Source organism: Pseudomonas sp. TH49 (assembly GCF_016650625.1).
In the GTDB taxonomy this organism is placed as follows: Bacteria; Pseudomonadota; Gammaproteobacteria; order Pseudomonadales; family Pseudomonadaceae; genus Aquipseudomonas; species Aquipseudomonas fluorescens_H.
On the sequence record NZ_JAEKFL010000001.1, the window covers coordinates 184,158 to 198,968 of the forward strand.

Annotated in this window: 15 protein-coding genes and 1 pseudogene; 12 read left to right on the plus strand and 4 right to left on the minus strand. The window is 61.0% G+C overall.

All coding sequences use genetic code 11. The features are described 5' to 3' along the window. Positions 1-125: 125 nt before the first annotated feature. Both JFU48_RS00930 and JFU48_RS00935 read right to left on the minus strand, forming a co-directional pair. Positions 126-851 (minus strand): OmpA family protein, encoded by a 726-nt coding sequence (locus JFU48_RS00930; RefSeq protein WP_201135629.1) that lies wholly within the window; start codon positions 849-851, stop codon positions 126-128. Positions 852-941: 90 nt separating this feature from the next. Further along, positions 942-1,637, minus strand: a complete 696-nt coding sequence (locus tag JFU48_RS00935; RefSeq protein ID WP_201135630.1) for an OmpA family protein — start codon at positions 1,635-1,637, stop codon at positions 942-944. A gap of 197 nt (positions 1,638-1,834) precedes the next feature. On the opposite strand from JFU48_RS00935, the gene JFU48_RS00940 reads away from it, so the two are divergent. The 4 genes from JFU48_RS00940 to JFU48_RS00955 are packed head-to-tail and all read left to right on the plus strand — an operon-like array spanning position 1,835 to position 3,556. Then, complete coding sequence (locus JFU48_RS00940) at positions 1,835-2,332, plus strand: DUF6231 family protein (protein ID WP_041070621.1); 498 nt, start codon at positions 1,835-1,837, stop codon at positions 2,330-2,332. Between the two features lie 4 nt (positions 2,333-2,336). Then, entirely contained in the window at positions 2,337-2,813 is a 477-nt protein-coding gene (locus JFU48_RS00945; protein WP_003222334.1) for a YchJ family protein, read from the plus strand. A 48-nt stretch (positions 2,814-2,861) separates the two neighbouring features. Beyond that, complete coding sequence (locus tag JFU48_RS00950; RefSeq protein ID WP_201135631.1) at positions 2,862-3,356, plus strand: LEA type 2 family protein; 495 nt, start codon at positions 2,862-2,864, stop codon at positions 3,354-3,356. Next, entirely contained in the window at positions 3,353-3,556 is a 204-nt protein-coding gene (locus JFU48_RS00955; protein ID WP_003198420.1) for an SEC-C metal-binding domain-containing protein, read from the plus strand. The genes JFU48_RS00950 and JFU48_RS00955 overlap by 4 nt, the downstream gene beginning before the upstream one ends. Positions 3,557-3,887: 331 nt before the next feature. On the opposite strand, the pseudogene JFU48_RS29875 reads toward JFU48_RS00955, so the two are convergent. Then, positions 3,888-3,977: pseudogene (locus JFU48_RS29875) on the minus strand (cysteine hydrolase); the annotation flags it as partial. 93 nt (positions 3,978-4,070) lie between these two features. Next, positions 4,071-4,628: a cysteine hydrolase family protein gene (locus tag JFU48_RS00960; protein ID WP_201137041.1), complete on the minus strand. Its 558-nt coding sequence runs from the start codon at positions 4,626-4,628 to the stop codon at positions 4,071-4,073. A gap of 143 nt (positions 4,629-4,771) precedes the next feature. Between JFU48_RS00960 and JFU48_RS00965 the strand changes: the two genes are divergently transcribed. From JFU48_RS00965 to JFU48_RS01000, 8 genes are all read left to right on the plus strand, one after another. Continuing rightward, positions 4,772-5,416: a glutathione binding-like protein gene (locus JFU48_RS00965; RefSeq protein WP_201135632.1), complete on the plus strand. Its 645-nt coding sequence runs from the start codon at positions 4,772-4,774 to the stop codon at positions 5,414-5,416. 202 nt (positions 5,417-5,618) lie between these two features. Beyond that, entirely contained in the window at positions 5,619-8,066 is a 2,448-nt protein-coding gene (locus tag JFU48_RS00970) for a penicillin acylase family protein (RefSeq protein ID WP_201135633.1), read from the plus strand. A gap of 190 nt (positions 8,067-8,256) precedes the next feature. Then, a complete protein-coding gene (locus tag JFU48_RS00975; protein WP_201135634.1) occupies positions 8,257-9,291 on the plus strand; it encodes a ligase-associated DNA damage response exonuclease in 1,035 nt (344 codons plus the stop codon). Next, entirely contained in the window at positions 9,288-10,976 is a 1,689-nt protein-coding gene (locus JFU48_RS00980) for an ATP-dependent DNA ligase (RefSeq protein WP_201135635.1), read from the plus strand. Before JFU48_RS00975 ends, JFU48_RS00980 begins: the two co-directional genes overlap by 4 nt. Before the next feature lie 422 nt (positions 10,977-11,398). Continuing rightward, positions 11,399-12,181, plus strand: coding sequence for a transporter substrate-binding domain-containing protein (locus JFU48_RS00985; protein WP_201135636.1), 783 nt, complete (start codon positions 11,399-11,401; stop codon positions 12,179-12,181). A 57-nt stretch (positions 12,182-12,238) separates the two neighbouring features. Next, positions 12,239-12,967 carry an ABC transporter permease gene (locus JFU48_RS00990; RefSeq protein WP_003222319.1) on the plus strand — a complete coding sequence of 243 codons (729 nt, stop codon included), beginning with the start codon at positions 12,239-12,241 and terminating at the stop codon, positions 12,965-12,967. Then, a complete protein-coding gene (locus JFU48_RS00995) occupies positions 12,964-13,674 on the plus strand; it encodes an ABC transporter permease (RefSeq protein ID WP_003222318.1) in 711 nt (236 codons plus the stop codon). Before JFU48_RS00990 ends, JFU48_RS00995 begins: the two co-directional genes overlap by 4 nt. Positions 13,675-13,685: 11 nt before the next feature. Next, the gene (locus tag JFU48_RS01000) at positions 13,686-14,804 is read left to right on the plus strand and encodes a succinylglutamate desuccinylase/aspartoacylase family protein (RefSeq protein ID WP_201135637.1); all 1,119 of its coding nucleotides are present in this window, start codon (positions 13,686-13,688) and stop codon (positions 14,802-14,804) included. The last annotated feature ends 7 nt before the right edge of the window (positions 14,805-14,811 follow it).

Genomic DNA, 14,811 nt, shown 5'->3' on the forward strand with positions numbered 1-14,811 from the left:
GTAACGGCTTACACGGGGGATAAGCCAGAGGGGCAAAAGAAAAAACTTTTGTCAGTCGTCGGATCGCTGCCGGATCGACGATGATCGTCGCCCGGCAGCTCTAGTCTGCGGACTACAGACAAGTCTCAGCGATTGATATGCAACTCGACCCGACGGTTTTTCGCCCGTCCTTCTTCGGTCGCATTGTCAGCCACCGGCTCACTCTCGCCGCGTCCCTCACTGGTCAGTTTGTTCGGCGCCAGACCCTGGCTCAGCAAGTAGGCGGCAACACTGCTCGCGCGGCGTTCGGAAAGCGCCTGGTTATAGGCGTCCGAACCTTTGCTGTCGGTATGCCCGATAACCTTGATGCTCACCACGTCGGCGTTGCGCAATTTGTCCATCAGCGTATCGAGCTGGGCTTTGGCTGCCGGGGTCAGATCCGATTTGTCGAAATCGAACAACACATTGCCGGCATCGCTGAGGGTGATGACTTCGGTTTGCGGCGCTACAGGCTCCGCAGGTTTTTCGGTCACAGGATATTGCGGCAACGGGCAACCACGGTGATCGACCGGCGTATTGGGCGGTGTGTCCGGGCAACGATCACGACGGTCGAACACGCCATCGCCGTCTTCATCGCCATCCTGGGCGTAACAGATCAGTCCGCCAGTCAGAATCCCCAGCGCTGCGCCGCCACCGGCCCAGCCGCCACTTTCAATCGCGCCGAGCCCACCACCGACCAAGCCGCCAATGAGGCTGCAGATCGGCCATGTACGTTGATTGAGCGGGGCATCGCCATCGCTATGAGTGGCGCAACCGGTGAGCAAGCTGCCCAGCAGCAGCACCGGCAAGACGGACCTTGAGAAAACAGTCATTGTGAAAGCTCCTGTGTCACCGGCCCATACCGGTTACACAGGAGTAAAGACCCGCATCCGCGACTGCACAAGCCGCGGATGCGAGAGGGGCTAGCGGACGATTTTGATTTCGGTACGACGGTTTTGTGCACGGCCGTCAGCGGTTTTGTTATCCGCCACTGGCTGGCTTTCACCCATGCCCGATACCGAGACGAAGCTGGCACGCGGCACACCTTGCGAAATCAGGTATTCCACCACCGAGTGCGCGCGACGATCCGACAGTTTCTTGTTGTAGGCATCGCTGCCGACGCTGTCGGTGTGGCCGGTCACGGTCAGTTGCGCCGTCGACGACTCTTGTTTCAGGCGCGCGGCGACTTTGTCCAGAACCTGTTTGTCGGCACCGGTCAGGGTGGCTTTGTCGAACTGGAAGTGCACATCACGAATAACGATGGTTTCTTCCCTGACAATGACCGCCTCCTCTACCACAGGTGCAGGGGCCGGTGGAGGGCAGCCGTCAGCATCGACCTGCACGCCTCGAGGGGTGTGCGGGCACTTGTCGCGACTGTCCGGCACACCATCACCGTCTTCGTCGCCATCACCGTGTACCCAGCAATAGGCGGCTGCCGTACCGCCGACCAACAGTGCGCCGTAGCCGGCCCACGCCGAACTTTCCGTCGCGCCGAGGCCCGCACCGACCACACCGCCGACCGCCGCACAGGTCGGCCAGTCGGTTTTCTGCAAACCTGCGCAACCAGTCAACACACTGGTTAGCAGAATCAAAGGTAACGCTGTCCGAACTATGCTCATCTGGTTTTCTCCTGAGGGATCGGCTTAGAACCGATTCACGGAGTAAAGACCGGAGTTTTAATCTCCGCCAGCAATAGGCCAGCGTCATTTGGGACCGTGTTCACAGGGATTTGGCACTTTTGCCATACGCGACAAAACGGGGTCTAGGCCGGATCCGTCTGGCGCGCTAGTCTTGGCGATCTGATTGAGGAGCTTCGATGAACGTCGCCATTTCTTCGCGCACGCCGCAACAGGCGCTGGCCGCTTTACTGGATCGCTATGCACCGGCGCGTCTGCTGCTGATCGGTGCCAGCGAATTTCCGGCGCTCGCCGCGTTCAAGCAGGCGCACCCGGACTGCTGCGTGGCCCACGCCGAACCCGGTGCGTTGCCCGCCGAACTCGCGGCACGGCGCTTCGATCTGGCGCTGGTGGTCGATTGCCTGGAGCATCTGCCCAAGCGTGACGGCCTGAATCTGCTTGGCGGGATCCGCAACCTCAATGCCAGCCGCATCGCTGTGCTGGCAGACCTGCCGGCCAGCGGCTGGCAGGAGACCGATTTCTATTCACTGGCGCTGCAAGCCAGCGAACGTTTTCAGCGTGACGAGCAGGTACTGACCCTGTTCACCTACGATCTGCTTGACTACAAACAAGTCCCCGACTGGCTCAACTCGCGGTTCTGGGCCAATCCGGAAAACTTCGGGAAATACTGGTGGTAATGCAATGAGTACAGCCATTTGCCCGTGCGGCAGCGGCAACCTGCTGGAGGCCTGCTGCGGTCACTATCACGAAGGCCATCCCGCGCCGTGCGCCGAAGCCCTGATGCGTTCGCGCTACAGCGCCTATGTGCTGGGGCTGATCGATTATCTGGTGGCCACCACCCTGCCCGCCCAGCAGGCGGGTCTGGATCGCCAGTCGATCAGTGCCTGGAGCGCGCAAAGCACCTGGCTCGGTCTTGAGGTCGAAAGCTCGGAAGTGTTCGGCGGCCAGCCCGAGCACGCCTTTGTCACCTTTACCGCGCGCTGGCACGACAGTCAGGGCGAACACAGCCACCGCGAGCGCTCATCTTTCGTGCAAAACAGCGGGCGCTGGTACTTCATCGACCCGACCGTGCAGTTGAAGCTGGGGCGCAATGACAGTTGCCCGTGCGCAAGCGGGCAGAAGTTCAAGAAGTGCTGTGCAGGGTATTTCGGCGCATAGGCCTGCAATTTTTTTAGCGTCTAGACTGGCTGCAAAGGGAGTTCAACCATGCTCGGTCGTTGGCGCACATTCCAGTTCTTCACGTTGATGCTGTTGCTGAACCTCGGCGGTTGCGCCTCGTGGTTCAGCGACGACAGCCTCGACCCCGCCGTGCACCTGGTGAAAGTCGAGGTGGTGCGGGCCAAGTTGCTCGAACAGAAATTCATCCTGCACTTTCGGATCGACAACCCCAACGACAGCGACCTGACCGTGCGCGGTATGGAATATCGCATTCATCTGGCAGACCTGTTGCTGGCCGAAGGCGAGCATGAACACTGGATCACCGTGCCCCCCAAAAGCAGCGCGTTTTACCGGATACCGATCCGCACCAACCTGTGGCCACGAGTGAAGGACGTGGTGAAAATGCTCAAGAGTCCGCACCAGCAGGTGCCTTATCAACTGCAGGGCGAGATGGAAACCGGTTTATTCATCGCTCACTACGTGCACCTGGAGCGCAATGGCGTGATAATCCCGGCCGATTTAATTCCGGAGCACAACCGATGACTCAGCAACCTCACGTCCATGGCCCTGACTGCAACCACGATCATGACCATCATCACGATCACGACCATGGCCATGTCCACGGCCCGAACTGCGGCCACGCCCACCAGGAACCGGTGCGCAACGCCCTGAAAGACGTCGGCCGCAACGACCCTTGCCCGTGCGGCAACGGCAAGAAATTCAAGAAGTGCCACGGCGCTTGATGTTTCAGGTGAAGTCCTTCTTCGCCTGACAAGCCGCCTTCGCGAGCAAGCCCGCTCCCACATTCGACCGCATTCCTGCTGACTGAACGCGGTCGAATGTGGGAGCGGGCTTGCTCGCGAAAGGGCCGGCACATTCACCCCAAACTGTTCAGACAGCCGCCAGAATCTGCTTCGCACTGACCACCGTCGCATACTCCCCCTGCAAATTCCCCAGCGACATCCCGTGCACCTCTTCGGCTCCCACATTCGACCGCATTCCTGCTGACTGAACGCAGTCGACTGTGGAAGCGGGCTTGCTCGCGAAAGGGCCGGCACATTCACCCCAAACTGTTCAGACAGCCGCCAGAATCTGCTTCGCACTGACCACCGTCGCATACTCCCCCTGCAAATTCCCCAGCGACATCCCGTGCACCTCTTCGGCTCCCACATTCGACCGCATTCCTGCTGACTGAACGCAGTCGACTGTGGGAGCGGGCTTGCTCGCGAAAGGGCCGGCACATTCACCCCAAACTGATCAGACAGCCGCCAGAATCTGCTTCGCACTAACCACCGTCGCATACTCCCCCTGCAAATTCCCCAGCGACATCCCGTGCACCTCTTCGGCTGAGCGCGGTGTGCCGAAGTAATCGGCCTTGTCGAAGGTGAAACACGCATCCTCCGCGACCCACGCCTCAAACCCCAGATTGCCCGCCGTGCGCGCCGTGGATTCCACCGAGTTGTTGGTCGCTACACCAACAATGATCAATTGCCCAATCCCCGCCTCACGCAATTGAGATTCCAGCCCTGTGGCACAAAACGCATCCGGCACACGTTTCTGGATCAGCCACTCGCCTTGCTGCGGCGCAAACCGTGGCTGAAACTCCACCCCCGGTTGTTCGGGCCAGAACACCGAATCCGGCGAATGCGACAGATGCTGCACATGAATCACCGGTCGCCCGCTGCTGCGCCACGCCCTCAGTAGATCGAGCATGCGTTCTTCGGCCTGCGGATTATTCCGCCGCCCCAGGCGCGGCTCTAAGATGCCTTGTTGCTGGTCGATGATGATCAGTGCCGCGTTGGCCTTCAGCTCCATGGCGATTTTTCTCACGGGGGTCATTGAATTTTCCGCAGTTCAGCATCACCTGCACTTATTAAGCAAGCTATCGAACACACGGGACCACCTGCTGCCGGCGTTTGCTCTACGCAACCAAGCCAATTGTTGATCTGGAGTTTGCAATGATCGATCTGTATTACTGGACCACCCCCAACGGCCACAAAATTTCGCTGTTCCTCGAGGAGGCTGGCCTGCCTTACAAGGTGCATCCGATCAACATCAGCCTGGGCGAGCAGTTTCAGCCACACTTTCTGAAGATCGCGCCGAACAATCGGATTCCGGCGATCGTCGACCACGAACCGGCCGATGGCGGTGAGCCGCTGTCGCTGTTCGAGTCCGGAGCGATCCTGCTGTATCTGGCGGAGAAGACCGGCAAATTCCTGCCCAAAGACCTGCGCTGCCGGCAAACCGCGTTGCAATGGTTGTTCTGGCAGATGGGCGGCCTGGGGCCGATGGCCGGGCAGAATCATCACTTCAGCCAGTTCGCCGCGGAAAAAATTCCCTACGCGATCAAACGCTACATCGACGAAACCGCGCGCCTCTACGGCGTGTTGAACAAGCAACTGGCCGATCACGAATTCGTCGCCGGCAGCGAATACAGCATCGCCGACATGGCGATCTACCCGTGGATCGTCTCGCACAAGTGGCAGAGTCAGAACCTTGAAGACTTCCCGCACGTGTTGCGCTGGTTCAACCGGATCAAGGAGCGTCCGGCGACGGTGCAGGCGTATGCCTTGGTGCAGCAGATCAACCCGCCAAAAGCCTGATTGAAGCGCAAAAGATCGCAGCCTTCGGCAGCTCCTGCAGGGTGTACTCAATCCAATGCAGGCGTTGCCGCAGGCTGCGATCTTTTCCATTCGACAGAAATACACAAATAACCCCTGCCCCCGCTTGCGCGGCCACCTCCTGCTCACTAACGTAGCGGCTTTATTGCGCCCCCAGCCTCTACACCCCCGCAGGAGCTTTGCCATGGCCTCGCCAGCCCTTACACATTTTCTTCCCCGGTTCGGCGTTGCCGCAGCAGTGACCGGTGTCTTGAGCCTGTCCGGTTGCCAGACCTGGAACGCTCAGGACACCCTCCCGCCCACCTCCGGCGTGCAACCGCTCAAGGGCCTGGCGCAAAACGTTTCGGTGCGACGCAATGCCCAAGGCATGCCGTTGATCGAGAGCAACAGTTTCCACGACGCACTGTTCAGTCTCGGCTATGTTCATGCCAGCGACCGCATCAACCAGATGGTCACCCTGCGCCTGCTGGCTCAGGGACGTCTGGCGGAAATGTCCGGGCCATCGATGCTTGATGCCGACCGCTACATGCGTGCGGTCAACCTGAAGAAAAGCGCCGCCGAGCTTTACAAGGCTTCGTCGCCACGGCTCCAGCGCTTCTTTGAAGTCTATGCGCGGGGCGTCAACGCCTACCTGTTCCGCTACGCCGACAAGTTGCCGGGCGACCTCGCCTCCAGTGGCTACAAGCCGGAATACTGGAAACCAGAAGATTCGGCGCTGATCTTCGCGCTGCTGAACTTCAGCCAGTCGGCCAACCTGCCGGAAGAGATCTCATCCCTGGTGCTGGCGCAAACCGTGACCAGCGACAAACTCGCCTGGCTGACCCCGTCCGCACCCGATGAAAATCTGCCACTGGCCGAGGCCGACAAGCTGCAAGGCCTCAAGCTCAACGGGCAGATCCCCGGTCTCACCGAACTGAGCAACGCCAGCCAGCAATTGGCAGCGATGAATCTGCTGGGCGCCAGCACGTCGAACAACTGGGCGATCGCTCCGCAACGCAGCCGCAGCGGCAAGAGCATTCTGGCCAGCGACAGCCATGGCCCACTGGCGGCACCGTCGCTGTGGAGCTTCGTGCAGATCCGCGCGCCGAAATATCAGGCTGCCGGTGTCACCGTCGCCGGTCTGCCGATGATCCTCGGCGGTTTCAACGGCAAAGTCGCGTGGAGCGCCACCAGCGTGCTCGGCGACAACCAGGACCTGTTCCTGGAAAAGATCCGCCGTCAGGGCAACAGCCTGACCTATGAGGTCAACGGCAAGTGGCAACCGCTGGGCGTGCGCAACGAAACCTATTTCGTCAAAGGCCAGCGGCCGATTCGCGAAGCGGTGTACGAAACCCGCCACGGCGCGCTGCTCAACAGTGCCCAGGCAGCACAAGGCAACGGTTTTGGCCTGGCCCTGCAAACACCGAGCTTCACCGACGACAAATCGCTGGACGCGTTTTTTGACCTGACCCGCGCACAGAACGTTGAACGCGCCTCGGACGCCAGTCGCGAGATCCGCGCCACCGCCCTGAACATGGTATTCGCCGACGCCAGCAACATCGGCTGGCAAGTCACCGGGCGTTTCCCCAACCGTCGTGAAGGCGAAGGCCTGCTGCCATCGCCGGGCTGGGAAGGTCGCTACGACTGGGACGGTTACGCCGACCCGATGCTGCACCCGTACGATCAGGACCCGACCCAGGGCTGGCTCGGCACCGCCAACCAGCGCGTCATTCCCCATGGCTACGGCATGCAACTGTCCAACTCCTGGGCGGCGCCGGAGCGCGGCGAACGTCTGGCGGAACTGGCCGGCAGTGGCAAACAGGACGGTCGCAGCGTGATCGCCATGCAGTACGACCAGACCACGACGTTTGCCGCCAAGCTGAAAAAAATGTTCGAAGCGCCGGGTATGAAACAGCCGCTGAAACAGGCGATTGACGCCCTGCCGGAAGCCGATCGCAGCAAGGCTCGCGAGGCCTTGACCCGATTGATGGCGTTCGACGGCAAGCTCAGCCCGACGTCGGCGGATGCGGCGATCTACGAGTTGTTTCTGCAAGAAAGCATGAAGCAGATCTTCCTCGACGAACTTGGCCCCGAGTCCAGCCCGGCGTGGAAAGCCTTTATCGCCAATGGCGACTTGTCCTATTCGGCGCAGGCCGATCACCTGCTGGGGCGTGAAGACAGCCCGTTCTGGGATGACATCCGCACACCGCAAAAAGAAGACAAGGCACAGATTCTGGCGCGCAGTCTGGCGGCCGCGATCAACGCTGGCGACAGCCAGTTGGGTGGCGATCACAAGGCCTGGCAGTGGGGCAGATTGCATGGCTACACGTGGAAAAACGCCAGCGGCCAGACCGTTCGCGGGCCGCTGGCAGCCGGCGGCGATCACACCACGCTCAATACCGCGGCGTTTGCCTGGGGCAAGGACTTCAACACCACGCGGGCGCCGTCGATGCGCTTCATAGTCGACTTCAGCCAGAGCGAGCCGCTGATGGGCCAGAACGGCACCGGCCAGTCCGGCAACCCGGCGAGCCCGAACTACCTCAATGGCATCGATGCGTGGCTCAAGGGCCAGTACATCGGCTTGCCGATGCAGCCGCAGAACTTTGACCGGGTGTATGGCAAGACGCGCTTGACCCTCACTCCGGGAAAATAAACACAATCCCTTTGTAGGAGTGAGCCTGCTCGCGATCGCGGTCTGACCTTCAAAATTGAAGCGTCTGACACACCGTGATCGCGAGCAGGCTCACTCCTACAGGGGCTTTGTGCCGACCTGGAAATAATCGATAGAACTTCCGGACTCGCGCCAACCTCTTAGCTAACAAGCCCTCCATTCTGGTAACGACATGGACCTTGTTATCGCCCGCCCCGAAGGTTTGTATTGCCCGGCCGGGGACTTCTACATTGACCCGTGGCGCCCGGTCGAGCGCTCGGTGATCACCCATGCCCACGGCGATCACGCCCGTAACGGCAATCAGCACTACCTTGCCAGCAGCGCCAGCGAAGGGATTTTGCGTGCGCGTCTGGGTCAGGACATCAACCTGCAAACCCTCGCCTACGGCCAGCGGCTGACCCACCACGGGGTGACCTTGAGTTTCCATCCCGCCGGGCATGTGCTCGGTTCGGCTCAGGTGCGTCTTGAATACGGCGGTGAAGTCTGGGTCGCGTCGGGGGATTACAAAATCGAACCCGATGGCACCTGCGCGCCGTTCGAACCGGTGCGCTGCCACACCTTCATCACCGAATCGACGTTCGGCCTGCCGATCTACCGCTGGCAGCCGCAGGCGCAGGTGTTCAGCGAGATCAATCAGTGGTGGCAGGCGAACATCGCCACCGGCAAGGCCAGCGTGTTGTTCTGTTATTCGTTCGGCAAAGCCCAGCGGATTCTGCACGGCATCGACGCCAGCCTCGGCCCGATCCTCAGCCACGGCGCGGTCGAGCCGCTGAACCGGGTCTACCGCGAGGCCGGCGTGTACCTGCCACCGACGATCTACGCCGGCGACATCAAAAAGTCCGACCCGATCATGCGTCAGGCGCTGGTGATCGCCCCGCCCTCGGCCGGTGGCAGCACCTGGATGCGCCGTTTCGGTGATTTCAGTGATGCCTTCGCCAGCGGCTGGATGCGCCTGCGCGGTACTCGGCGGCGTCGTGGCGTGGATCGCGGCTTTGTGCTGTCGGACCACGCCGACTGGCCGGGTTTGCTCTGGGCCATCGAACAGACCGGCGCCGAGCGCGTGATGGTGACCCACGGTTCGATCGGCGTGCTGGTGCGCCATCTGCGTGAACAAGGCTTGGACGCGCAGGGTTTCAACACCGAGTACGGCGACGACGAAGAGGAAAACATCGACGCCGAACCTGCCATCGCCGAGGTGCAAGCATGAAAGCCTTCGCCGAGTTGTACGCCGAACTCGACGCCACCACGTCCAGCAACGCCAAACTGGCGGCGATGCAAAGTTACTTCGCCCAAGCTGCACCGCAGGACGCGGCGTGGGCGGTGTACTTTCTGTCCGGCGGGCGCCCACGGCAATTGGTGCCGGTGCGCATCCTGCGCGAACTGGCGGTAGAGGTCTCGGGGCTGCAACCGTGGCTGTTCGAGGAAAGTTATCAGTCCGTCGGCGATCTGGCGGAAACCATTTCCCTGGTGCTACCGGAGAATTCGCACAGCTCCGCGGCGGGCCTCGCCGAATGGATCGAAGACAAGCTGCTGCCGCTGCGCGGTGAAACCCCGGAATACCTCGCCCGCCAACTGCCCGCGCTGTGGGCGCAACTGGATCGGCCGAGCCTGATGCTGTGCATAAAGTTGATCACCGGCAGCTTCCGCGTCGGCGTGTCGAAATTGCTGGTCACTCGCGCTCTGGCGTCGATGGCAGGGCTCGACAGCAAACGCGTGGCGCAACGACTGGTGGGTTACACCGACCTGTCGAACCGGCCGAACGCGGCCAGCTACCTGAAACTGATCGCGCCGGAGTCCGCCGACGAACACGCCCAGCGTGGCGGCCAGCCCTACCCGTTCTTCCTCGCGCATGCCTTGTCGCAACCGGTCGAGGAATTTGAAGGGCTGCTGGGGCCGGCAAGCCACTGGCAGGTGGAATGGAAGTGGGATGGCATCCGCGCGCAGGTGGTCAAACGCGAGGGTCGGCTGTGGGTCTGGTCGCGGGGTGAAGAACTGGTGACCGAGCGCTTTCCCGAGTTCGACACACTGGTTCACGCGTTACCCGACGGCACGGTGATCGACGGGGAAATCGTGGTCTGGAAAAGCACTCATCCGAGCACCGAAGACGCCTTCGATCCGCAATCGAGCGCACCGCCGGCGGTGCAACCGTTCGCCCTGCTGCAGCAACGCATCGGGCGCAAAACCCTCGACAAAAAAATCCTCGAAGAAGTGCCGGTGGTGGTGCTCGCCTACGACTTGCTGGAATGGCGGGGCGAGGACTGGCGCAACCGTCCGCAGGCCGAACGGCGGGCGCAACTGGAACAAGTCATCGCCCACGGTAACAACCCGGTGTTACTGCCCTCGCCGATTCTGACCGGCAGCGACTGGTTCGACCTCGCCCGTCAGCGTGAAGCCTCACGCCGACTGGGGGTCGAGGGCATGATGCTCAAGGCCCGCGACGCCCTGTATGGCGTGGGCCGGACCAAGGACATGGGCGTGTGGTGGAAGTGGAAGGTTGACCCGTTCAGCGTCGATGCGGTGTTGATCTACGCCCAGCGCGGACATGGCCGGCGCGCCAGTCTGTACAGCGATTACACCTTCGCCGTGTGGGACGGCCCGCCAGAATCCAGCCAACGGGCGCTGGTGCCGTTCGCCAAGGCCTATTCGGGGCTGACCGACGAGGAAATGCGCCAGGTCGACAGCATCGTGCGCAAGACCACCGTGGAAAAATTCGGCCCGGTCAGCAGCGTCAAGCCGAGTCTGGTGTTCGAACTGGGTTTCGAAGGCATCGCCCTGTCGCGACGGCACAAGAGCGGGATCGCCGTGCGCTTTCCGCGAATGCTGCGCTGGCGGCAGGACAAGACGGTGGATGAGGCCGACAGCCTGGCGACGCTGCAGGATTTGCTGGCCTGACCCGGTTTTCCGGGACAAACCTCCAATCGTCCTGAATGAATTCCCTGTGGTGAGGGAATTTTGTGGTGAGGGGATTTATCCCCGATCGGCTGCGCAGCAGCCGCAAATCCGTACGCGAGGTTTGCTGAAAGAACACTGGGGGCCGCTTCGCAGCCCATCGGGGATAAATCCCCTCACCACAAATCACCTCACCCCTGGTCCTCTCAACCACAGAAAAATGCGTGCATCGACCCAAGTTGGTGCAGCCTTCAACGGCCGCCCATTCTTGTGCACCAATCCTTCTCCCTCCTCCCTCCCCCAACCTTTTAAAACACTTGTTCGGGACTCTGGTTCGGAAATTGCTACTTTCTATAGGTCGTACGCGTTGCAGTAACAATAATTCTGCGCCACAAGCGCTCATATTGGTTCTTAGGGATTGAATAATGAAAAAAGCATTGCTGACCCTTTCTGCACTGGCGTTGTGCATGGCTGCCGGCTCCGCGCTGGCCAAGGAATACAAAGAGCTGCGTTTTGGCGTTGATCCTTCCTACGCACCGTTCGAGTCGAAAGCGGCCGACGGCAGCCTGGTGGGCTTCGACATCGACCTGGGCAACGCGATCTGCGCCGAGCTGAAGGTCAAGTGCAAATGGGTTGAAAGCGACTTCGACGGCATGATTCCGGGCCTCAACGCCAACAAATTCGACGGTGTGATCTCGTCGATGACCGTGACCCCGGCCCGTGAAAAGGCGATCGATTTCTCCAGCGAGCTGTTCTCCGGCCCGACTTCCTACGTGTTCAAGAAGGGTTCCGGCCTGAGCGATGACGTCGCTTCCCTCAAGGGCAAGTCGGTCGGTTACGAGCAAGGCACCATCCAGGAAGCCTATGCCAAGGCAGTACTGGAGAAGGCCGGGGTGAAAATCCAGGCTTACGCCAACCAGGATCAGGTCTACGCCGACCTGAAAAACGGCCGTCTCGACGCCTCGATCCAGGACATGCTGCAAGCCGAACTGGGCTTTTTGAAGTCGCCGGATGGCGCCAACTTTGAAGTCAGCAAGCCGGTCGACAGCGAATTGCTGCCAGCCAAAACCGCTGTCGGTATTAAGAAAGGTAACAAAGAGCTGAAGGCGCTTTTAGATAAAGGTATCAAAGCGTTACACGATGACGGCAAATACGCCGAGATTCAAAAGAAACACTTTGGCGATCTGAATCTGTACAGCGGTAAATAATGCCCTGGCGCCCATCACTCGATGGGCGCCTTTTCCATCCGCTCAGGTTGCTGATTTATGTTCGAAAACCTCTTACAAAATCTGGGGCTCTCCGCCTTCAGCCTCAAGGGTTTCGGCCCGTTGCTGTTGGAAGGCACCTGGATGACCATCAAATTGTCGGCGTTGTCGCTGCTGGTGGCCGTGTTGCTCGGCCTCTTGGGCGCCAGTGCCAAACTGTCGAAATCGAAACTGCTGCGCCTGCCTGCCCAGCTCTACACCACGCTGATTCGCGGGGTGCCGGATCTGGTGCTGATGCTGTTGATCTTCTACAGCCTGCAAACCTGGCTGACGGCCCTGACCGACGTCATGGAGTGGGACTACATCGAAATCGACTCCTTCACCGCCGGGGTGATCACCCTGGGCTTCATCTATGGCGCGTATTTCACCGAAACCTTCCGTGGGGCGATCCTCGCCGTACCACGCGGTCAGGTCGAAGCGGCCACCGCCTACGGCCTCAAGCGTGGCCAGCGCTTTCGCTTCGTGGTGTTCCCGCAAATGATGCGCTTCGCTTTGCCGGGCATCGGCAACAACTGGATGGTGATGCTCAAGGCCACCGCGCTGGTGTCGATCATCGGTTTGGCGGATCTGGTCAAAGCCGCGCAGGACGCCGGTAAAAGCACCTATCAACTGTTCTACTTCCTGGTACTCGCCGCCTTGATCTATCTGCTGATCACCAGTGCTTCGAACGTCATCCTGCGCTGGCTCGAGCGTCGCTACGCCGCCGGTGCCCGGGAGGCCGTACGATGATCGAACTCCTGCAGGAATACTGGAAACCCTTCCTTTATACCGACGGCAATAACATCACCGGTCTGGCGATGACCATGTGGCTGCTCAGCGCCTCGATCTTCATTGGCTTTCTGGTGTCGATCCCTTTGTCGATTGCCCGGGTGTCCTCGCACTTCTATGTGCGCTGGCCGGTGCAGTTCTACACCTACCTGTTCCGGGGCACGCCGCTCTACATCCAGTTGCTGATCTGCTACACCGGGATCTACAGCCTGGCCGCCGTGCGCGCGCAGCCGTTGCTCGACAGTTTCTTTCGCGATGCGATGAACTGCACGATTCTCGCGTTCGCCCTGAACACCTGCGCCTACACCACGGAGATTTTCGCCGGAGCGATCCGCAGCATGAACCATGGCGAAGTCGAAGCGGCCAAGGCCTACGGACTGACCGGCTGGAAGCTGTACGCCTACGTGATCATGCCGTCGGCGCTGCGTCGCTCGTTGCCGTATTACAGCAACGAAGTGATCCTGATGCTGCACTCGACCACCGTGGCCTTCACCGCGACCATCCCAGACATCCTGAAAGTTGCGCGGGACGCCAACTCGGCGACCTACCTGACCTTCCAGTCGTTCGGCATCGCCGCGCTGATCTACCTGACCATTACCTTTGCGCTGGTCGGCCTGTTCCGCCTCGCCGAACGCCGATGGCTGGCGTTCCTCGGGCCGACCCACTAGGAAAACCTGTAATGCGACACCAGATCCATGACCTGTTGGCCCCGGTGCCGGGGACCGCACGACAGATCCACAGCTTCCACTTCGGCCCGGAGCAGGCCCAAGGCAAGATCTACATCCAGTCCTCGCTGCATGCCGATGAAATGCCCGGCATGCTCGTCGCCTGGCATCTCAAGCAGCGCTTGGCGGAGCTGGAAGCCGCCGGGCGCCTGCGCAGCCAGATCGTGCTGGTGCCGGTAGCCAATCCGGTCGGCCTTGAACAAGTGCTGATGGACGTGCCGCTGGGCCGCTACGAACTGGAGAGCGGGCAAAACTTCAATCGCTGGTTCGTCGACCTCAGCGAAGAAATCGGCAACGACATCGAGGGCAAGCTGGGCGACGACCCGCAGCGCAACCTTGATCTGATCCGCACCAGCCTGCGCAACGCCCTCGCCCGCCAGACCGCCGCCACGCAACTGCAATCCCAGCGCCTGACCCTGCAACGGCTGGCCTGCGATGCCGACATGGTGCTGGACCTGCACTGCGATTTCGAATCGGTGGTTCACCTCTACACCACGCCCGAGGCGTGGCCGCAGGTCGAGCCGCTGGCGCGTTACATCGAAGCCCAGGCCAGTCTGCTGGCCACCGATTCCGGCGGCCAGTCGTTCGACGAATGCTTCACCCTGCTGTGGTGGCAACTGCAGGAACGCTTTGGCGAGCACTTCGCGATTCCGCTGGGCAGCTTTTCGGTGACCGTCGAATTGCGCGGCCAGGGTGACGTCAATCACCCGATGGCCAGCCGCGACTGCCAGGCATTGCTCGACTACCTGGTGCAATTCGGCGCGATTGTCGGCGAACCGGCAGCGTTGCCGCCGCTGCCCTTCGCCGCCACGCCACTGGCGGGTGTCGAACCGGTGGTGACGCCCGTTGGCGGCCTGCTGGTGTACACCGCACAGGCCGGGCAATACCTCGACGCCGGGCAACAGCTTGCCGAAATCATCGACCCGATCACTGATCGGGTGACCTCTATTTGCTGTACCGCTGCCGGCGTGATGTACGCCCGCTCGCTGCGGCGCATGGCCACTGCCGGAATGGTCATCGCCCACGTGGCGGGCGCCGAAGCCTATCGCAGCGGCTACCTACTTTCGCCTTGAGGATGTC